The 21,526-nt window shown below is 61.9% G+C and carries 13 protein-coding genes; 7 read left to right on the plus strand and 6 right to left on the minus strand.

All coding sequences use genetic code 11. From position 1 onward, the window contains the following. Positions 1-205: 205 nt before the first annotated feature. The gene (locus CSQ87_RS08190) at positions 206-700 is read left to right on the plus strand and encodes an inorganic diphosphatase (protein WP_100513387.1); all 495 of its coding nucleotides are present in this window, start codon (positions 206-208) and stop codon (positions 698-700) included. 248 nt (positions 701-948) lie between these two features. Then, the gene (locus tag CSQ87_RS08195) at positions 949-1,515 is read left to right on the plus strand and encodes a manganese efflux pump MntP (protein WP_165776798.1); all 567 of its coding nucleotides are present in this window, start codon (positions 949-951) and stop codon (positions 1,513-1,515) included. A gap of 52 nt (positions 1,516-1,567) precedes the next feature. Here the strand turns inward: CSQ87_RS08195 and CSQ87_RS08200 are convergent, their stop codons facing one another. Further along, positions 1,568-2,320, minus strand: a complete 753-nt coding sequence (locus CSQ87_RS08200; RefSeq protein WP_100513389.1) for a hypothetical protein — start codon at positions 2,318-2,320, stop codon at positions 1,568-1,570. Between the two features lie 276 nt (positions 2,321-2,596). Here CSQ87_RS08200 and CSQ87_RS08205 point away from each other — a divergent pair, with 276 nt between their 5' ends. The 4 genes from CSQ87_RS08205 to valS all read left to right on the plus strand — a co-directional run bounded on the left by CSQ87_RS08205 (position 2,597) and on the right by valS (position 8,869). After that, the gene (locus CSQ87_RS08205; RefSeq protein ID WP_100513390.1) at positions 2,597-3,373 is read left to right on the plus strand and encodes a winged helix-turn-helix transcriptional regulator; all 777 of its coding nucleotides are present in this window, start codon (positions 2,597-2,599) and stop codon (positions 3,371-3,373) included. Between the two features lie 118 nt (positions 3,374-3,491). Further along, positions 3,492-4,124, plus strand: a complete 633-nt coding sequence (gene nth, locus CSQ87_RS08210) for an endonuclease III (RefSeq protein ID WP_100513391.1) — start codon at positions 3,492-3,494, stop codon at positions 4,122-4,124. A 143-nt stretch (positions 4,125-4,267) separates the two neighbouring features. After that, positions 4,268-6,004: an ABC transporter substrate-binding protein gene (locus CSQ87_RS08215; protein ID WP_100513392.1), complete on the plus strand. Its 1,737-nt coding sequence runs from the start codon at positions 4,268-4,270 to the stop codon at positions 6,002-6,004. Positions 6,005-6,112: 108 nt separating this feature from the next. Further along, positions 6,113-8,869 (plus strand): valine--tRNA ligase, encoded by a 2,757-nt coding sequence (valS, locus tag CSQ87_RS08220; RefSeq protein ID WP_100513393.1) that lies wholly within the window; start codon positions 6,113-6,115, stop codon positions 8,867-8,869. Positions 8,870-9,167: 298 nt separating this feature from the next. Here the strand turns inward: valS and CSQ87_RS08225 are convergent, their stop codons facing one another. The 4 genes from CSQ87_RS08225 to CSQ87_RS08240 form a co-directional block, all read right to left on the minus strand. Further along, complete coding sequence (locus CSQ87_RS08225) at positions 9,168-9,521, minus strand: chorismate mutase (protein WP_243388893.1); 354 nt, start codon at positions 9,519-9,521, stop codon at positions 9,168-9,170. A 370-nt stretch (positions 9,522-9,891) separates the two neighbouring features. After that, complete coding sequence (locus tag CSQ87_RS08230) at positions 9,892-11,046, minus strand: aldose 1-epimerase family protein (RefSeq protein WP_100513394.1); 1,155 nt, start codon at positions 11,044-11,046, stop codon at positions 9,892-9,894. Positions 11,047-11,366: 320 nt separating this feature from the next. Continuing rightward, positions 11,367-13,529, minus strand: coding sequence for a transcription termination factor Rho (gene rho / locus CSQ87_RS08235; protein WP_243388889.1), 2,163 nt, complete (start codon positions 13,527-13,529; stop codon positions 11,367-11,369). Between the two features lie 1,503 nt (positions 13,530-15,032). Continuing rightward, positions 15,033-17,090 carry an InlB B-repeat-containing protein gene (locus tag CSQ87_RS08240; protein WP_165776799.1) on the minus strand — a complete coding sequence of 686 codons (2,058 nt, stop codon included), beginning with the start codon at positions 17,088-17,090 and terminating at the stop codon, positions 15,033-15,035. A 371-nt stretch (positions 17,091-17,461) separates the two neighbouring features. Between CSQ87_RS08240 and CSQ87_RS08245 the strand changes: the two genes are divergently transcribed. After that, positions 17,462-18,691 carry an ATP-binding protein gene (locus CSQ87_RS08245; RefSeq protein WP_100513397.1) on the plus strand — a complete coding sequence of 410 codons (1,230 nt, stop codon included), beginning with the start codon at positions 17,462-17,464 and terminating at the stop codon, positions 18,689-18,691. A gap of 340 nt (positions 18,692-19,031) precedes the next feature. Here CSQ87_RS08245 and CSQ87_RS08250 read toward each other — a convergent pair whose 3' ends face one another. Next, a complete protein-coding gene (locus CSQ87_RS08250; RefSeq protein ID WP_100513398.1) occupies positions 19,032-21,332 on the minus strand; it encodes an InlB B-repeat-containing protein in 2,301 nt (766 codons plus the stop codon). Between the last annotated feature and the right edge of the window lie 194 nt (positions 21,333-21,526).

The raw sequence follows: 21,526 nt of genomic DNA on the forward strand, positions 1-21,526 counted from the left end.
CGAAATCCGCGATTGACGGTGCCAAATGGTCGTTTTCCAGCCGAAAAAACGACCGAAAAGCACCACGAATCGCGGATTTCGGGGTTTTAGGCCCCGAAGTCCCGCCAAAGTCGGGTCAAAGTCACGCATGCGCGGGCGGTTTGCCGGGGCATTGAGTATTCTTGGATGCGGTAACACACAATGTCAACTCGCAAAGGAGACAGACATGGCTGAGACGTTCGACGTGGTCGTTGAGATCCCCCGCGGCTCCAAGAACAAGTACGAAGTGGATCACGAGTCCGGCAAGATCCGCCTGGACCGCATCCTCTTCACCTCGATGCAGTACCCGGATGACTACGGCTACATCGACGGCACCCTGGGCGAGGACGGCGATCCGCTCGACGCTCTGGTGATGATTCCGAATTCGGTGTTCCCCGGCTGCATCGTCGAGTGCCGCGCCGTCGGCCTCTACCACATGGAGGACGAGGCCGGTGGAGACGACAAGGTGCTGTGCGTGCCCGCCGACGTCCGTTTCGACAACATCAAGGACATCGACGACGTCTCCGAGTACCACAAGGCCGAAATCAAGCACTTCTTCGAGCAGTACAAGGCTCTGGAGCCGGGCAAGGAAGTCAAGCCCGGTGACTTCTGGACCGGTGCCGCCCAGGCCGAGAAGGAGATCGTGGAGGCCCGCAAGCGCCTCGCCGACTCCGAGAAGTGAGCGACGGTGATCGATCGGGGAAATGAGTGATCGGGAATCAAAAGTCCCGTAACGATCCGATGATCCCCGACCAGTCATCCGACAGAACGCCCGCCGTGCCATACGCCGGCGGGCGTTTTGTATGCCCCACTGCCTAGAATCGAGCGAGTACCTAGGCGTAGGCGGTGATTTGGAAACCGTCGAGGCCCATCCCGTACCGTGGTTCCGCATCGATTCGGCAACCGGGGATGAACCTACATACACCATTCATGATTATCGCAGTTCTGCTTATCGCCGTATCCGTATCCATGGACGCCTTCGCCGTTTCGATCGGCAAGGGTCTTACCGTCACGAAGGTCCATCCGGTCGACGCCCTGAAGACCGGCCTGTGGTTCGGCGGATTCCAGGCTCTGTTCCCCCTGCTCGGCTATTTCGCGGCCTCCACGTTCAGCAAATACGTGATCGCGGTCGATCACTGGATCATCTTCGGTCTGCTCGCCTTCATCGGCGGCAACATGATCCGCGAGGCCTTCGAGGAAGAGGAGGAGAACGAGCGGGAGACCGCCCAGTTCGACTGGAAGCATATGCTGCCGCTGGCCGTGGCGTGCAGCATCGACGCCTTCGCCGTGGGCGTGAGCTTCGCGTTCATGAAGATCAACATCATCGCCTCGGTACTGTGCATCGGCGTGACCACCGGCCTGTTCTCCGCAGCGGGCCTGTACATCGGCCGCGTATTCGGCTCCCGTTGGCAGATGCCCGCGCAGATCGCCGGCGGCGTGGTGCTGATCCTGATCGGCGTGAAGGTGCTGCTCGAGCACATGGGTCTGCTGCCGTAAGCCGTTCCGGCCCGTCAGACCATTGCAGACCATCACAGTCAAACCGTCACGGTCAGAACACCGCGGGCCCGAAGTGCATGGCGAACGCCGCCACGAAGATGCCGTAGCCGAGCATCAGCACCGGCACCATGCCCATGCCCATCCATGAGAACGGCAGCTTGCGCGGCTTGCCGTTCCACCAGGTGATGGAGGCCGCCAGCAGGGCCACCGCCGCCGCCAGCAGCACGACGATCACCGTCACCGCCAGGGAGGTCGGCGTCTGCTCGGCATTAAGATCGCGGACCAGCGACGGCAGGAACATCCAGCACACCGCGCCCAGCGTGGACAGCGAGGCCATGAGCCCCACCGACAGCGAACGGATGAGGTGGGAGCGGTTGCGACGCATCATCTGCCGCAGGAACGAGACGAACACCATCACCCAGAACCAGATGACCAGGAAGCCCGCCCAGCGCAGGAACGTCTGGTCGGTGTAGAACTCCCCCGACGCGAGATAGCCGAATCCGACGAGGAACGTCACCGAGGCGAGCACGCGGGCGAACACCGATTCGCGGGCCTCGCCCTCGAACGGCCATCCGACCAGCATCACCATGCTGCCGCTGAGCAGCAGAAAGCCCAGACCGATCAGACCGCTGACGGTATGCGTGCCCAGCGTGAACACCGCGAACAGCAGCACCGCGTACGAGGCGATCTGCGTGACGGCCACGGAGAACCCACCATGCTTGGTCATCCCCCGCTTGAGCCACTCCTGCTCGCCCGCGCGGGGTTCCGGCGCCGGGGTCTTCTGCCAGCTTCTGAGCTTTGCCATGACATCTCCTACATCGTCATCAGTCAGAATCTCAGTATAAAGCCACGCACGTATACGAAGACCGGCGAAAGAACGGAGCCGAGGCCGCGACTTGCAGCGAAAAGACTCACGATTTGGATACATTTGCCGGAAAACGATCACAACGTCCACAACCCTGTTTAATAATGAGTGAAAATGTAACGAACAGCAGCCAATGCGACGACACAAATCGTAGATACAATAATGCAGTCGCTTGACGGAGGGCCGAGAGTCAGCATCTAAGGGGAGTTTGCAGCCGTGACAGATTTAACGTTGATGACATCCGCCGATGATCCCGCCTCCGTGCTGCCGTCGCTCGCCCTGCTTTCCCATCGCGTCCGCGTGCTGCCGATGGATGCGGCGTCGCTGGTGAAGATGCCGGAGAACACCATCCTGTTCCTCGACGCCCGCGACGATCTCGCCACCGCGAAGACCCTGTGCCGTCTGATCCATGCCTCCGGCCTGACCATGCCGATCGTGCTGATCCTCACCGAAGGCGGGTTCACCGTCGTCACCTCCCAGTGGGGCATCTCCGACGTGGTGGTGGCCAGCGCCAGCCCGGCCGAGGTCGAGGCCCGTCTGCGTCTGGTCTCCGAACGCGGCAACTCCTTCTCCTCCGGTTCGACGAACTCCACGACCAGCGAGCAGACCCAGGAGGGGCAGATCCGCTCCGGAGAACTGGTGGTGGACACCAACGGCTACACGGCCAGTCTGCGCGGCCACCCGATCGATCTGGCCTACAAGGAATTCGAGCTGCTCAAGTATCTGGTGCAGCACCCCGGCCGCGTGTTCACCCGCGCCCAGCTACTGCAGGAGGTGTGGGGCTACGACTACTACGGCGGCACCCGCACCGTCGACGTGCATATCCGTCGTCTGCGCGCCAAGCTCGGCGGCGAATACGAGCATCTGATCGGCACCGTGCGCAACGTCGGCTACCGTTTCGATCCTCCGGAAGAGGAGGAGGCCGACGACAAGGCCAAGGCCGAGGCAGCGTCCAGCAAGCCGTCGGGCACCTCGGCAAACACCGCGGCCTGATCCGGTGACCGTCATGCCGAAACCGGCCGATCACCGCAGTACCGCACCGTCCGGTAGCCAGTCCGGCAAACCATCACGCCCATCCGGCAGGAAGACGAAATCCGCCCGTCTCGCCCGCATGCACGAGGAGTATCGCATCCTGTGCGAGGAGATCCCCACCCCCGCATGCGCCCTGCACTTCTCGTCGCCGTTCGAACTGCTGGTGGCCACGATCCTCAGCGCGCAGACCACCGACAAGCGCGTCAACACCGTCACGCCCGAACTGTTCGCCACCTACCCCACCCCCGAGGACTACGCGGACGCGAACCCCGAGGACGTGGAGCGCATCATCCGCCCGCTGGGCTTCTACCGTTCGAAAGCCAAGCATCTCATCGGTCTCGGCACCGCCCTGGCCGATCGGTTCGACTCCCGGGTGCCCGACACCATGGATCAGCTGGTGACCCTGCCCGGCGTGGGCCGCAAGACCGCGAACGTGGTGCTCGGCAACGCGTTCGGCATCCCCGGCTTCCCCGTCGACACCCATGTGATGCGGGTGACCGGCCGTCTGCGCTGGCGGACCGACTGGCGATCGAAGAAACCGGATCCGGTGAAGATCGAGAAGGCGATCTGCGCCTGCTTCCCGCCCGAGGAGTGGACCGACCTGTCCCATCGGCTGATCCTGTTCGGCCGGTCCACCTGCCATGCGCGCGGACCGCAATGCGGGGTCTGCCCGCTGGCCGCCACCTGCCCCAGCGCGGGACTGTTCGTCTGACCGGACTATCTATCTGAACGGATTGTCAGTCTGACTGGACCGTCTGCCTGACCGGACCATCCGTCTGACCGGACCGTCAATCTGACCGGACCATCCGTCTGACCGGCCGGTTTTCGACCAGCCGTGCGCATACAGTCGTACTCATGCGCAGTGTTCCAGAACCCAACCGACCCGTCACCCCCGACGCCGGTGCCGCCGATCCTGCATCGGCCGACGTCATGACCCCGGCCACTCCCCCGATGTCCCGGCGTCAGGCGCGGGAGGCCCGGGCGGCACGGCGGCAATTACAGCACGGCGGCATCAAGGCCATCGCGGTGTTTCTGGTTTCGCTGCTGATCCTCGGCACCTGCGGCCGCGTGGTCTACGGCATGATCATCGATCACCGCGCACCCCTCGATCTCGGCGGCTTCAACGCCGGCGGATCGGTGACGATCGGCGTGGTGGGAGCCCCGTCCTCCCTGGACATCCGCAAGGCCGGCACCGCCACCGACGGCACCGCCACCACCGGCGGCACGAACGGCATCAATACGGACTCCGGCAGCACCGCCGTCCAGCAGGCGCTGCTGGGCAACGTATACGAGTCCCTGCTAAGCCTCGACGAGCACAACACCGCCCAGCCGGGCGTGGCCGACTCCTATGCCGTCTCCGGCGACGGACTGACCTATACGTTCACGATCAACGCCGGCAAGACCTTCTCCAACGGCGATGCGCTCGACGCCGACGACGTGGTCTGGTCGCTGCAGCAGACCATCGGCAACCATTACGCACAGGCGGACCGTCTCACCGGACTGAAATCCGTAAAAGCGGACGGCGCGAACACCGTGACCGTGGCGCTGAGCCAGCCGAACCCCGATCTGCCGTGGCTGCTCGCCGGACCGACCGGCATCGTCTACGACAAGGACGCGAAATACAGCTACGACACCACGGCGATCGGATCCGGACCGTTCACCGTACAGTCCTGGGAGAACGGCACGTCCCTCACGCTCAAGGCCAACGGCCGGTATTGGGGGCAGAAGGCGAAGACCGGGACGGTCACACTGAAATACTATGGGGACGATACCGCGGCGGTCGCGGCGCTGGGTCGCGGGGACGTGGACGCGATCACCCCCGTGGCCGAAAGTCAGCGGACCGCATTAAGCCGAATCGACGGGGTGAGCGTACGGCAGGGAGACAGCACCCATCGGATCGTGCTCGGCTTCAACAACGGCACCGACTCCATCCTCTCCGACAAGCGATACCGGCAGGGCATCCGATATGCGATCGACCGCACGGCACTGGCGAATGCGCTGGTCGGCGGCAGCGGCGGACGGACCCTCGGCGGACCGTTCACGCCGTTGGAGCCCGGATACGAGGATCTGAACGCCCTGTTCCCGCACAGCAGCGAGAAGGCCACCGATCTTTTGGCGTACTTCTTCTACGTGAGCCACCGACGCACGCTCACCTTCGTCTATCCGAGCCGATACGGCACGCAGGTGGGCGAACTGCTCAAGCAGCAGCTGCAGCCGATGAACGTGGATCTCGACGTGAAGGCCGTGGACGACGCGACCTGGCGGCAGACCGTGCAGGAGAAGAAACAGTACGATTTCACGCTGTTCGACATGGACGACAGCCATGATCTGGCCACGCTGATGGATTCCGGGAACTTCATCGGCTACGAAAGCCCCGCGGCGCAGGCGCTGTGGGCGAGCGCGCAGAAGGCGGGGACGGCGAGCGCCTACGAGACGGCCATGAAGCGGCTGGCCCGGCAGATCTCGGACGATTCGCCGTTGGACTGGCTGTGCGAGCGTCGGCCGCTGACCGCGCAGCGCGGGGGTGTGACCGGACTGCCGGCGACGATGACCGACCGGCGTCTGCCGCTGGCGGACGTGACGAAGGGGTGATCGGGGCCGGACGGGGCTGAACCGGGGTGATCAGGGCCGAACGGGAGCGGGTCAGGGCCGATCAGGGGCGAATACCCGTTGTCACAACGCGAACCTAAACTTGCGCGTATGACTGACACCGAGAATGAAGGCATCATCAGCGCGCATCTGACCGCGCTTCCCGACAAGGTCGGCGTCGAGGGTCTTGAGGGCAAGTGGGCCAAGGAGTGGAACGATTCCCAGGTCTACAAGTTCGGCGGCACCCGCGATCGCAAGGCCGTCTACTCCATCGACACCCCGCCGCCCACCGTGAGCGGCCACCTGCATGTGGGCCATGTGTTCTCCTACACCCATACCGACGTGATCGCCCGCTACAAGCGCATGCGCGGCTACGACGTGTTCTACCCGATGGGCTGGGACGACAACGGCCTGCCCACCGAGCGCCGCGTGCAGAACTACTACGGCGTGCGCGTGGACACCTCGCTGAAGTACGATCCCGATTTCAAGCCCCCGTTCGAGGGCACCGAAGGCAAGAAGATCCAGGCCAAGGATCAGGTGCCGTGCTCCCGTCAGAACTTCATCGAGCTGTGCGAGAAGCTCACCGCCGAGGACGAGAAGCAGTTCGAGGCGCTGTGGCGTGAGCTGGGCCTGTCGATCGACTGGTCGCAGACCTACCACACCATCGGCGAGCATCCGCGCCGCGTGGCCCAGAAGGCGTTCCTGCGCAACCTCGCCCGCGGCGAGGCCTATCAGAAGGACGCCCCGGGCCTCTGGGACGTGACCTTCCAGACCGCCGTGGCCCAGGCCGAGCTGGAGAGCCGCGAGTACGACGGCTTCTACCACAAGATCGCCTTCCGCTTCGAGGACGGCACCCCGATCTACATCGAGACCACCCGTCCCGAGCTGCTGGCCGCCTGCGGCGCCCTGATCGCCCACCCGGACGATGAGCGCTACAAGCCGTACTTCGGCCAGTACGTGTACTCCCCGCTGTTCAAGGTGAAGGTGCCGATTCTGGCGCACAAGGCCGCCGAGATGGACAAGGGCGCCGGCATCGCCATGTGCTGCACCTTCGGCGACGTGACCGACGTCGAGTGGTGGCGCGACCTGAATCTGCCGACCCGTTCGATCATCCAGCGCAACGGCCGCATCGTGATGAACGTGCCGGACTGGATCACCGACGAGGGCGGCCGCGCGATCTTCGAGGAGACCGAGGGCAAGACCACGTTCACGGCCCGTAAGATCATCGTCGAGCATCTGCGCGAATCCGGCGACATGGACGGCGAGCCGAAGCCGACCAAGCGTATGACGAACTTCTACGAGAAGGGCGACAAGCCGCTGGAGATCGTCACCTCCCGTCAGTGGTACCTCAAGAACGGCGGCACCGACGAGAAGCTGAACGCCGAGCTGATCGAGCGCGGCAAGGAACTGAACTTCCACCCCGACTTCATGCGCGTGCGCTACGACAACTGGGTGCACGGCCTCAACGGCGACTGGCTGATCTCCCGCCAGCGCTTCTTCGGCGTGCCGTTCCCGCTGTGGTACCCGGTGGACGCCAACGGCGAGCCGGACTACGAGCACCCGATCACGCCGAGCGAGGACATCCTGCCGATCGATCCGACCACGGACGTGCCGGCCGGATACACCGAGGACCAGCGTGACCAGCCGAACGGCTTCACCGCCGAGAAGGACATCATGGATACGTGGGCGACCTCCTCGCTCACCCCGCAGATCGTGACCCGCTGGGAGGAGCCCGGCGAGGAGAACCAGGCGCTGCATGCCGCCACGTTCCCGATGGATCTGCGCCCGCAGGGTCAGGACATCATCCGCACCTGGCTGTTCAGCACCGTGGATCGCGCGCACCTTGAAAACAAGTGCCTGCCGTGGGCCCATGCCACGCTGTCTGGCTGGATCCTCGATCCGGACCACAAGAAGATGTCGAAGTCCAAGGGCAACGTGGTCGTGCCGAACGAGCCGCTGAAGAAGTTCGGCGCCGACGCGGTGCGCTACTGGGCCGCCGCCGCCCGACTCGGCCTCGACGCCACCTACGACGAGGGCCAGATGAAGATCGGCCGTCGTCTCGCCATCAAGCTGCTCAACGCCACGAAGTTCGCGCTGGCCATCGGCCGCGAGGACGAGAACCATCATGTGGGCGCCCCGGCCGAGGCCGTGTGGAACCCGAAGGACGTGACCGAGCCGCTGGATCGCGCCGCCATGGCCAAGATGGCCTTCGTGGTGCGCACCGCCACCGACGCCATGGAGGCCTACGAGCATTCCAAGGCGCTGGAGATCATCGAGAGCTACTTCTGGCAGTTCTGCGACGACTACATCGAGCTGGTGAAGAACCGCGCCTACGGCACCCCGGACGAGCACGGCAACGTGCCGAGCGAGAAGGCCGTGCTGTCGGCCCGCACCGCGCTGGGACTGGGCCTTGACGCCTTCGCGCGCCTGCTCGCCCCGTACCTGCCGTACGCCACCGAAGAGGTGTGGAGCTGGATGCACGCCGGCGAAGGCTCCGTGCACCGCGCCGCATGGCCGACGCCGGAACCGTACGTGGTCGCCGCCTCCGGCGTCTCCCCCGAGACGCTGGCATGGGCCGGCAAGGCCGTGGAGCAGCTGCGCAAGATCAAGTCCGAGGCGAAGGTCTCCATGAAGACCCCGATCCTCTCCGTGGCGCTGTCCGCCGCGAAGGAGGGTGTGGAGGCGATCCGCGCCTCGCTCGGCGACATCGCGCAGGCCGGTCGCGTGGTCGGCAAGTTCGATCTGGTCGAGAAGCACGCCGAGGAGGCCGCCGCCTCCGACGAGGCGGGCGATGCCGAAGCCGAGACCGTGGTGATCGAGACCAGCGAACTCGGAGAGCCGCCGGCCAAAAAGCCCAAGAAGAAGTAACGAGCAGCGGCCGGCGGCCGTCGCGTCCCGTAAGGGCCGCTCCCATCGCCTACGGGGAGTCCACTGGACTCCCCGCTTCACGGCTCAGCCGGCCAAAAAGCCCAAGAAGAAGTAACCTCTCAGCTACCGCCCCCGCCGGCGGGGGCTCCCGGCGCAGGCCGGGTGGGGGTGGTCAAACCGCGCAAGCAGTCAAACCCGACCGCCTTCAGTCCCAGCGGGAGCATGACTAGGGCATGCAGGCATGGCCATAACGAATGAAGGGAGACGCCTCATATTGGGGAGTCTCCCTTCATTCGTCTCACGCAAACACGTCAAGCACACCGGGATCTCCCCCGGCGTCGGCGATCCGCTTGTGCCGCTTCTTCGATTCGGTGACCACGAATTCGCGGTACATCTCGGCGATGTTCGTATCCAGTCCGGCGTCGATGGCGATGCGCTGCAGACGGGCGATCTGATAGTCCTCGCGCTTGTAGTCCGCCGGGGCGAATCCGGCTCCGGCCTTGAGCACACCCACCGCGGCCGTGGCCTTGAACCGTTCGGCCAGCAGGTGGATCACCGCGCCGTCGATGTTGTCGATGGTCTGCCGCAGCGCTTCGATGCGCTTCACCGCCTCGGCCACTTCGGGGTGCTTGGCGGCCTCCTCCGCGTCGATGGTGGAGGATTTCTCGGCCTCGATCTCGTCGCTGACCGACGAGGCCCGGGCGATCGCCGCGGCGCTGATCGGCGTCGTCTCGGCTGCCGACTCGGTCACGGTACCGGTCTCGGCCGCGATTCTGGCCGCCGGGGCGTCCGCTGAGGGATTCGTATTGGTCTGGGTGTCCGACGGCCGAAGCCAGTCGCTGCTTTCGGGTTCGCTCATGGTTCCTAGAATATCCCGAACCTTGGGCGATAGGTGGGATCCGACGCCGTTGTGGAATCCGACGACGTTGTGAGATCCCGGGTTCCACCCCGCCATGGGTACTGCCGGCGGTTACGGCCGACAACTACGGCCGGCGTCGCGACACCCGGCAGTAACGGCGCGGTTACGCCAGCAGTGCGGTGCGGCGGCGCTCGAGCTCGTCAAGCGCGGCCGCACCCTCGTGAATGCGGAACGTTACGCGCTTGTGCTCGCTGGCCCCGGGGGCGATGGTGTGCAGATCGCCGCGCTTCTCGTGGTAGCCGCGACCGTGCACGCTGGAGTTCGCCGGCTCGAGACCGACCACATAGTCGCCGGCCGCCACGGACTTCCACTGCATGAAGTACGGGAAGTCCGCCGTATCGAACTCCACGGAGAGACCCAGTCCCAGCTTCCGATTCATCACGGCGGCGAAGCTGCGTCCTTCCGGATCCGCGGCCAGGGTGTGGATGAAGACGCTTTCCGGCTTGTTCGGCACCGGCTCGCCGATCTCGCTCCACGGCGTCGTATCGTTGGCGGCGTCCTCGTTGCGCGGCTCGGCATGACGGCTGGGGATGATCACCTGCGCTCCCTCGGCGAGCAGCGGCCATCCGGCGTTGCAGTGGTACATCCACATCAGCGGCTCGTCACGGAATCCCTCGTTGGTCACGACGTCGTCCACGACGATCTCCGGCCTGCCGTACACGGTGGTGATGGTGCGGCGCATCACCAGATTCTCGCCGAACAGTTCGGCTTCGCGCACCTCGCCGGAGACGCTGATCACGTACTCGCCGTCGTCGGTCCAATGGGCGTCGGCGCTCACATGCTCGGCCGGCGTGGTACGGATCCGGCCGTGCATCGGGTACTCGTGCCCTTCGGGGTCGGTGTAGGGGGCGCCGATGTTTTCGAATCCGCAGGTGAAGAACAGGCCGCCCATGATGCTGCGCTGGGCTTCGGCGCCGTGGGTATCGAACGGGTTGCGGCCGTTGAGGCCGGGTTTGGAAAGGAAGGTGAGGTTTTCGCCGCGGTATTCGAGCTGGGAGACGTCGAGCGCCTTGTCGGCCATGGAGACGAACCGCATCGGCCCGTTCTTGACCTCGAACGCGCGCATGCCGCCGGCGCGCCCCTCCTCGTAGCGGATCGGCCGCACGTAGGCCATCTGCTGGATGCTGCCCACATGCGCCTGCACGGCACGGCGGGAGAGTCGTTCGGTGGCGAGGTCGGCTGCGGCGGTGGCGGTCGCAGGGGTGCCGGCGTTACCGGATACCGCGGATTCGTTGGGGTTGACGGTGATATCGCCCATGATATGCTCCAGTCCTGTTTGCGATGAGACGTACCCCGCTGATCATACGGTCACGGTACGGGCAACGATACGGTCAACGGTTCGGTCATTGGTTCGGTGTTCACGATCCATCTTATGAAACCGATTTCTTAATCCAGTCTACGCCATCGGGACCGACTCGTATCACACGAAACCGATCTGGGTCACCATCGATCTCCACAACCAAAAAATGGCGGAACCGTTCACGGGGAGGCCGTATTCGGTCTCTTCATGAACGGTTCCGCCATATTACCGGGCGGATACCGCGGACTCTCGGTCGTTCCGCGGTATCCGGATCCGGACTACTTGTTCTGCGGGATCGTGGAGGTGATCGCCGCCAGGAACTCGCGGTTCGTGGCGGTCTTCTTCAGACGCGGCACGAGGGTCTGGTAGGCCTGCTCCGGCTCCATGCCGCCGAAGAGGCGACGCAGACGGTAGATCACGGCCAGCTCGGCCGGCGGAGTGATCAGCTCCTCGCGGCGGGTGCCGGAGGCGTTGATGTCGATGGCCGGGAACAGTCGCTTGTCGGCCAGCTCGCGGCTCAGACGCAGCTCCATGTTGCCGGTGCCCTTGAACTCCTCGAAGATCACCTCGTCCATCTTGGAACCGGTCTCCACCAGCGCGGAGGAGATGATGGTGAGGCTGCCGCCGTTCTCGATGTTGCGGGCCGCGCCGAAGAACTTCTTCGGCGGGTACAGGGCCTGCGCGTCCACACCACCGGACAGGATGCGGCCGGAAGCCGGCTGGGCGATGTTGTAGGCGCGGGCGAGACGGGTCATGGAGTCGAGCAGCACGACCACGTCCTGGCCGAGCTCGACCAGACGCTTCGCACGCTCGATGGCCAGTTCGGCGACGATCGTGTGGTCGGAGGCCGGACGGTCGAAGGTGGAGGAGATCACCTCGCCCTGCACCGTACGCTCCATGTCGGTGACCTCTTCGGGTCGCTCGTCCACCAGCACCACCATGAGGTGGACCTCGGGGTTGTTGGCGGTGATCGAATTGGCGATCTGCTGCAGGGTGATGGTCTTGCCGGCCTTCGGCGGGGAGACGATCAGACCACGCTGGCCCTTGCCGATCGGGGAGACGATGTCGATCAGACGGCCGGTGAGCTTGGTCGGCTGGGTCTCCATGCGCAGACGCTCCTGCGGGTACAGCGGGGTGAGCTTGTTGAAGTGCGGACGATTCTGCGCCTCCTCGATGCTCATGCCGTTGATCGTCTCGATGGACTGCAGCGGCACGAACTTCTGACGCTGGTTGCGGCCGCCCTCGCGAGGCGGACGGGTGGTGCCCTGCACGGCATCGCCCTTACGCAGACCGTACTTCTTCACCTGACCCATGGAGACGTACACGTCGTTCGGGCCGGGCAGGTAGCCGCTGGTGCGCACGAAGGCATAGGAGTCGAGCACGTCGACGATGCCGGCCACCGGCACGAGATCCTCCTGCGGCGCATCGTCGCGCATCCGGTCGTTGCGGACGTCGCGATCGTTGCGGGCGCCGCGCAGATCACGGTCACGACGATCCCGGCGATCGTTGCGGTCATTGCGATCGTTGCGGTCGTTGCCGCGGCGATCGTTGCGATCATTGTGGTTGCGGCGGGAGAACTCGCGATCATCGTCCTGCTCGTACCGGTCGTTACGGCCTTCGCGGTCGCGGCCGGAACGGTCGAGATGACGATCGTCGTTGCGGCGCTTGCCGTTCTTGCGGTCGTTGCGATCGGCCGGACGGTCGGAACGGTCCGGCAGTGCGGCGAGGATATCGCCCAGATCGCGAACGTGCTCGTTGGTCTCCGGCTCCGGCGCGGTCTCCTTGCGGCGGCGGATGCGCGGCAGATCGAGATCCAGATCAAGCGTGCCGGTGTTGCCGTGGTTCGATCCGCGGCCGGCACCGTCATCGGTGTGCTGGGGCTTGCGGGTGCGGGTCCGGCGTGCGGGAGCCTCCTTGGGCTCGGGCAGGGCGATATCGGCGAGCGACAGCGGCTCGGCGTCGCGCTTCTGCGCCGGCTTGCGGGACGTGCGGCCGGCCGCGGGCTCGGTGGCGATCGGCAGGGGGAGATCAATCGGCAGCGAGGACTTGGCGGACTCGGTCGGCTGGGCGGACTCGGTCTTGGCGGGCTGCGACTCAGACGGCTGAGAGACGGCCGACTCGGACTGGGCGACGGCAGACTGAACGGCAGCGGGCTGAGCGGCATTGGGTTCGGCGGCCGGCTGATCCTGCGGGGCCGAGTCCTTGGCGGGCCGCGTCTTGGCGGATTGAGCCTTGGCGGACTCCGTCTTGGTGGACTTCGCGGCCGTCTTCGGCACGCGCACGGTCACGCCGGCAGGGGCCTCTCCCCCGTTGCGAGCGGCCTCGATGGTGCTGACCAACTCGCCCTTGCGCATGGTTGAGGTACCACGCAGACCCATTTGCTTGGCAAGCTCCTTGAGCTCGGCCAACTTCATAGCTGCAAGATTCTGGCTATCTGCCACGTTGTGTTGCCTTTCGTCTGACCTGCGACTCCGACCCGCAACGACGATTGAATCAATGATTCAACCACACGACCCAGAGGTGTGATCACAGGGTATTCTGACGGGATACATCTGCCGGAACGACGAGCACTACCTCGCCGCGGACATCATCTCGTCATCGAAAAATCCGAACCAAGAAGTCGTTCGGACTGCCCTAACTATACGACGAGTCGGCGACCGGTGCAATTCGGCGTGAGCCGGCATGACCGAACCGTGGACGATGATATGAGATCGTGATGTGCGGGGTGATGGGGATGTGGGTTGTCGGTGTGGTGGTGTGGGGACGGTGTGGGTAGCGGTGTGAATTGGCGGTGTGGGTGGAAGGTTAATTGGCTAACCCGCCTATCCGGCCATCGACAGATCCCCTACTTGGCCATTCCGTTCATCCCAAACCATCTATTTGGCCATTTCGTTCACGAGGACCTTGTTTTCGACTCGTTCGTGAACGCCTAGGCCAAGTAAGGGGTTTCGTGATCGGTTGGGCCAGTGAATAATGAACGGTTTGGCCAACCAATGAAGATCCGGAGATTTTCATCGAAGACCTCAGGGATTTTTCTCGAGGGGAGGACCGAGGAATCCCGAAGTCCCACACTTCCCGACGGTCCAATGGTCTGATGTATTCGACTACACATTGGAATTCGGCCGCATAGTGACGTTTTTACGCTCCAATCCAGCGGGCATCGGAAATTGCGACGGATTTCGACGAATTCGACCGCATATCGGCAATTCCACGTTCCTTGCCATCAAAGGTCAGCCGATTCTGATGGATTGCGACGCATATCGGCGTTTTTACGCTCCGATCCACCAAATATTGCCGGATTCCGATGGATTCGGCTGCAAAACCGGGATTCTGCACTGCAATCCATCGACTGCCGAAAATGCGGTACCGGGAAACCGCATGATTTCAATGATCTGAAAACCACGGTCACCGAATTGCGATGGATTGCGCTGCATATCGGCGTTTTTACGCTCCAATCCATCGAATAGCGGCACATTCCGATGGATCGGAGCGCAAAAACCGGGATTCCGCGCCCCAATCCATCAAGACAGGACTGCACCGACCGCCGCACCGCCCGACCGGCTTCCTCTTAAGCTGAGTCCGTAAAGAACATGCCGACGGCATTTTCAGGACTCAGGCGAGCGAAGGCCCGAAGCGCCTAAATCAACCTTCCCCTGTGAGGGGAAGGTGGCCGGCGAAAGCCGGTCGGATGAGGTGACGGCGAAAGCTGCGATCCAGCCCATGCCCCCGCTGCTATGGGCCATACGTCGCACAATACGTCGGGTCCGGCCGCCGCAAGGCGGACCGGAGGTGGCTGAACCGCCATGTGACGGGACTTGACCACCCCCAGTCTGCGGAGCAGACAGCCCCCGCCAGCGGGGGCAAAGTTCAGACGACGTGCGCCTTCGGGGCGCACTGCCACGAACGATCGCCGATCGTTCGTCCGGCGGGGGCGGAGTCAGAGGCTACAGGCTTTTCCATGCGATGCCTTCGCCGCGCCAGCCGGCACGCTGGACGGCGACGTACTCGCCGTAGCTCATCGTGTACACGTGCTCGCCGGAGTTGCGGTTGTACAGGCGGTACACGTTCTTGCCGGAGCTCGGTGCGTACCAGGCGACGCCCTCGTTCCTCCAGCCGAGCCTGACCAGCATGTCGTGCTCCGCCTTGTTGAGGGTCCAGTTGTGGTTGCCGGTCCTGCGGTTGTACTCGCGGTACACCGGACGGGCGCCCGGCGTGCCCTTCGACACCGTGATGAACGAGGCGGCCTTGCGGCTCTCGTCACGCCAGCCCAAGCGCACCAGCATGTCCTTCTCCGCCTTGTTCGTCGTGTAATGATGCAGACCACTACGACGGTTGTAGACACGATAGACGGGCACCTGCTTCACCGTGGGCTTCGACGGGGTCGTGTTCTTCGTCCACTTCGCGGTCAGCGTGATGTTCGCGGTGACGCCGCGGTTGAAGTCCCACTTCGCGTTGCCGTAGTACCAGCCCGCGAACGCGTAGCCCGCACGCGTCGGGTTCTTCGGCTGTGCGACCTTCGCGCCGTTCGCCACCTTCTGGGAGGCCACCTTCGAGCCGCCGTTCGAGTTGAACGCCACCGTACGGTACACCACCTGTGCGGGCGCACCCTTCATGGTGAAGCTCACACTGGCATGCAGCGTGCCCGAGGCGCCGGCCGCGTAGTCATAGGAGACCACGGCACCGGCCTTCGCGCCCGCAACGGGAGCGATCACGCCGGTGCGGGAGATCGTACCGCCCCTGACGTTCGACACCTTCGACAGATCAAACCACGGGATCAACTGCCTGAGATTCAACGAATAACCATCCACCGGAAATGCGCGCTGACCAGTCAACGATAGCTGTTCACGCTTAGGAGACTCACGATAAGCAAGCAGGCGATTATTGATTAAGCCTTGATTGCCATGCCACCCATCGAATGCTTTCAAGCTAGTCCGAGAAGCATCCACCGCATACAGCTGGCTTCCCCGCGCATCCAAAGTCTCCAACAACGCATTGTGAGAAAGATCCACAGAAGAGACTCTTGTGTTCGACATCGTCAAATACGACAACTCCGGGTTGCGCGATACATCTAGCCTGAGCAACGGATTATTATCAATACGGAAATCCGAGAGTTTCGGATTGTGCGACACATCCACAATAGACAGGCGGTTGTTTTCCACATCTAACGTGGCAAGTTGCGGATTGCGAGTGACATTCAGTGAAGACAGCTGATTATCCTCAGCAAGTAAAAAATCGATTTCAGGATTGTGCGATACATCCAAAGAAGACAAACGATTATTGCCCACAGTCAACCGACTAAGTTTCGGATTGTGCGACACATCCAATGAGGTTAGTCGATTGCTATCGACCGTTAACGTTTGAAGCTTCGGATTGTGCGACACATCCAAAGAAGACAAATGATTTCCCTCAAACTCCAGTTCCTGAAGTTCCGGGTTGCGCGACACATCCAAAGAGGACAGGGGCTTGCCGTTCGTATAAGCGGTTTTACCTGTAACACTTAACGTTTGAAGCTTCGGATTGTGCGACACATCCAAAGAAGACAACTGGGCACCTGTTAGATGCAGTTCCGTCAATTGAGCATTATGGGATACATCCAAGGAGGTTAATGCACCGCCCCCTAAAGCATTAAGACTCACAGCGGAAAGATTGGGAAACAGCTCAATGCCTTTGGCTGATTTAACATCCCCACCAAGCTCTATTTCAGTGACATCATTTCTTTCTGCAGGATCAAGGAGACCATCCATATTCTTGTCGTAATCACTGTCGCCTATGTCCTCACGAAACGCGGCGTCCGGGAAGTACTTGGCGGTGATGGGGATGTCGCCGGCGGCGGCCGAGGCACCACCGGCGGCCGATGACGCCGAAGCGGCGGCAGACCCCTTCACCCCCTCTTCCGCGGCGTTGGCCACGGCCCCCATCGGCAGGAGCATAGCCACCGACGCGACGGCGCCGATGCCGATCTTCCACAGTCTGCTCAGATACGCTGGTCTTCCAGTGCGCATAACCGATCCTTCCTTTCGGAGTTTCCCCTTTGCCCCCATGACGGAAAGCCGAATCCGCAGGTCTCGCCACCGTCACGGCAGGCCACCCGACCGCACTCGTCCGGCGTCTTCGGCGAACGGCAGCGCAGCTGCCAGTTCGAACCGGAACACGCCGTCCGAACGATCAGGCAACACCCCCTATATTCCCACTTAGCGACGACAGCCCCCCCCCGAAACGACACGGCCTCGGTCGAAACGACACAGCTTCGGCCGAAACGACACACCTTCAGACCTTCGCTCTCCTGCGAAATGACATTGAATGTGATCACGCCTAAGATCCTTGATTCACTATCGTCTTATTTTTAGTACACTAGAAATAAGGAGGCTTAACGATGACAGATTACATTGCACGCGAAAAGTTGATGACGACGCTGACGGATCATCGGAACACTCCTGAAATCAAAGTGCTGACGGGAGTCCGTCGCTGCGGCAAAAGCACGTTACTGCATCTCTATGCGCAGTCATTGCGGCAACAGGGCGTACCGGAGCGCAATATCTACCATCGTCGGTTCGACTCCTTCGACACCCCCATCGGCTATACGGCGACCGATCTGTACGACGACTTGCGGCAGGCCTTCGATACCGCGGAACCCGGTCCGTTCACCGTCCTCCTCGACGAAATCCAGGACGTGCCGGACTGGGAGCAGGTCGTTCGCCGCCTGCATACGCGCGACGATACCGACGTCTACATCACCGGCTCGAACGCGCGACTGCTGTCCGGCGAACTTGCCACATATCTGACGGGACGCTACGTCACCATCCCCGTGTATCCACTGTCCTACGACGAATACGCGACGCATATGGAGCGGAAGCACCCCGACGTCAGCGAGGAACAACGGTTCGCCGAATACATGATGTACGGCGGCATGCCGGGACTATACGCGAACGGCACCGGAAAACCGGACCGGTCCAGAGCCGGCGAGGTGCTCGACGCCGTCTACGAGTCCGTGGTGGTCAAGGACGTCGCGCGACGCTACGGCATCCGGGATCTTGCAACGCTGGAAAAACTGAGCCGATACCTGTTCGCGACGTCCGGCAATCTGTTCTCCACCAACAACGTGGTGAACACGCTCAACAGCGCCGGATTGAAGGTGACGTACGCGACCGTCGACAATCAGATCGATGCACTGGAGAAGGCGTTCATCGTCTACGGTTGCGAGCAGTCGAGAATCCGCGGCAGGCAGCTGCTCAGACCGCAGCGCAAGTACTATCCCGTCGACAACGGATTCCGCAATCTCGCCAATGGATTCAACGGAGCGGATCGCGGCGCCCAGCTCGAAGGCATCGTGTACATGGAACTGCGCAGACGGGGATGGAGCGTATCCATCGGAGCACTGCCGGGCGGCGAAATCGACTTCGTGGCCCGGAATGGTTCGGACCGCCAGTATATTCAGGTCACGCTGAACATGACGGAGGAGCACACTCGCGAGCGCGAACTGGCACCATTGCGTAGGCTCGACGACGCGTTCCCGAGACTCGTGCTCACCCTCGACCGGTTCAGCGAGGGAGTGACGCAGGAAGGCATCCGCACCATCAACGTGATGGATTGGCTGCGAGAGTAAGGCGCGCGATACGTCGAGGGGCTGTCCGGCTGTGCCGGACTGAGGGTGGCCGAACCGCCACGGAATGGGATTCAGCCACCCCCGGGCTTCCCCCTCTGGGGGAAGCTGTCGGCGAAGCCGACTGATGAGGGCGAGGACAAGTTCATGCTCCCGCCGGACGAACAGTCCAGTGGACTGTTCGTAGCAGCATGGCCACTAAGGGCCCATGCGTCGCACGATACGTCGGGAGCTGTCCGGCTGTGCCAGACTGAGGGTGGCCAAATCCCGTCACAAGGCGGTTCCACCACCCCCAGTCTGCCTTACGGCAGCCAGCCCCCGCCGGCGGGGGCGAGGGCGGAAGCTATAGCGACTTCCATGCGACGCCCTCGCCGCGCCAGCCGGCACGCTGCACGGCCACGTACTCGCCGTAGCTCATCGTGTACACATGCTCACCACTGTTGCGGCTGTACAGGCGGTACACGTTCTTGCCGCTGGACGGCGCGTACCATGCGACGCCCTCGTTTTTCCAGCCGAGGCGCACCAGCATGTCATGCTCCGCCTTGTTCAGCGTCCAGTTGTGGTTGCCGGTACGACGGTTGTACTCGCGGTACACCGGACGGGCGCCGGGCGTGTCCTTCGACACGGTGATGAACGAGGCGGCCTTGCGGCTCTCGTCACGCCAGCCCAGGCGGACCAGCATGTCCTTCTCCGCCCTGTTCGTCGTGTAGTGATGCAGACCGGACCGACGGTTGTAGACACGGTAGACGGGCACCTGCTTCACCGTGGGCTTCGACGGGGTCGCGTTCTTCGTCCACTTGGCGGTCAGCGTGATGTTCGCCGTCACCCCGCGGTTGAAGTCCCACTTCGCATTGCCGTAATACCAGCCCGCGAACGCGTAGCCGGCACGGGTCGGGTTCTTCGGCTGAGCGACCTTCGCGCCGTTGGCGACCTTCTGCGAGGCGACCTTCGAGCCGCCGTTCGAGTTGAACGCCACGGTACGGTACACCACCGGCGCGGGAGCGCCCTTCATGGTGAAGCTCACACTGGCATGCAGCGTGCCCAGTGCGCCTTTGTAGTCATAAGACACAATTGCACCAGCTTTCGCTCCCGCCGACGGAGCAATCACCCCAACAGGTGAGATTGAACCACCTTTAATATTTGACACTTTCGACATATCAAACTGAGGAATCAACTTCTTCAAATTCAGCGAACGTCCATTCACTGGATATGGCTTTTGCTTATCAAAAGTACCCATATACCATCCCGAAGGCTTTTTTCCTGAGTCGCGATAAGCAAGAAGATAGTCCCCAAATGACCCAATGCCATCAAGATCGGGATTCTGCGACACGTCTATAAAAGTCAAATGATTATTAGATGAGCCATCATACCGGTAATCATCATTACCGATCCCCAACCCCTGAAGTTGTGAATTATGCGACACATCCAACGCGGTCAATCGGTTGTTATATACACCAATATTTTGAAGGAGAGGATTACGCGACACATCCAACTTCGTCAATCGATTACCACCGGCATAGAGTTGCCGCAGATCACGATTGCGAGACAAATCCAAAGTCGTTAGATAATTTCTCTCAAGAATCAATTCCTGAATCCGCGGATTATGCGATACATCAATCTTTGAAAGCTGATTGAGAGCTAAATCCAACTTAGTCAGTTGAGGAGCTCCTGAAAGATCGACCGAAGACAGATGACCTCTACGATTGTTACGAGGATTCTTGGGATCTTCATAACCGGTCACAGTCACAGCCGATAACTTTGGATTGTGCTTAAACGTCAAAGAAGACATGTGACTTTCTTTAGCCGTAAAAGAAACGAGCTCCGAATTTTTTGACAAGTCTATAGAAGACATGGGGGTTTCAGAAATATCCAAATTTTTCAGTTTTGAATTATGGGATAAGTCTAATGAGGACAGCTTATTCCCGCTAACGTCCAATGCCGTCAATTGCAAATTATGCGTTAGGCCCAACGAACTCAGTCGATCAAACATGGCGTTCAATGTCACCAGGTTGGGCACATGAGACAAATCCAAAGAGGTTAAGGCATTAAAGGAGACATCCAATGACTCCAGTTTGGGAGTATGCGATAAATCCAATGATGTCAGGCGGTTATTGATCACGTTAAGTGTGGTCAATTGAGGATTATTTAGCTTCAGGGAAGCCAGTCCGTTGGCATTGCCCGCATCCAATTCCTTCAACTTGGAATTATGGGATACGTCCAAAGAGGACAAAGAGGTTGAGGAAACCATTAGTTTGGAAAGATTAGAGAAGAACTCGATACCTTTGGCAGATTTAACATCTGATGGAATATCCATATCGGTAACGGAATTCCTCTCAGAAAGACTGAGAACTCCATCTTCATTTTCATCGTATCCAACAACGCCACTACCGTCAGCATCAAATTCGCCCGTCATCATCTTACGGAATTCCGCATCCGGGAAATTCGTGGCGTTGATGGGGATGTCACCGGCGGCGGCCGAGGCACCACCGGCAGCCGTTGACGCCGAAGCGGCGGCAGACCCCTTCGCACCCTCCTCCGCGGCGTTGGCCACGGCCCCCATCGGCAGGAGCGTGGCCACCGACGCGACGGCGCCGATGCCGATCCTCCACAGTCTGCTCAGATACGCTGGTCTTCCAGTGCGCATAACCGATCCCTCCTTTTAGGAACGTTCCCTTCGATCCCATGACACCGGCCAAAATCCGCAAGACCGCACCGCCACGGGACGCCGCCCGACCGCACTCGTCCGACGTCTTCGGCGAACGGCAGCGCAACTGTCGCCCCGAACCGGAACACGCCGTCCGAACAATCAGGCAACACCCCCTATAATCCCACCCGGCA

This window comes from Bifidobacterium simiarum, from assembly GCF_002802905.1.
Taxonomy (GTDB): Bacteria; Actinomycetota; Actinomycetes; order Actinomycetales; family Bifidobacteriaceae; genus Galliscardovia; species Galliscardovia simiarum.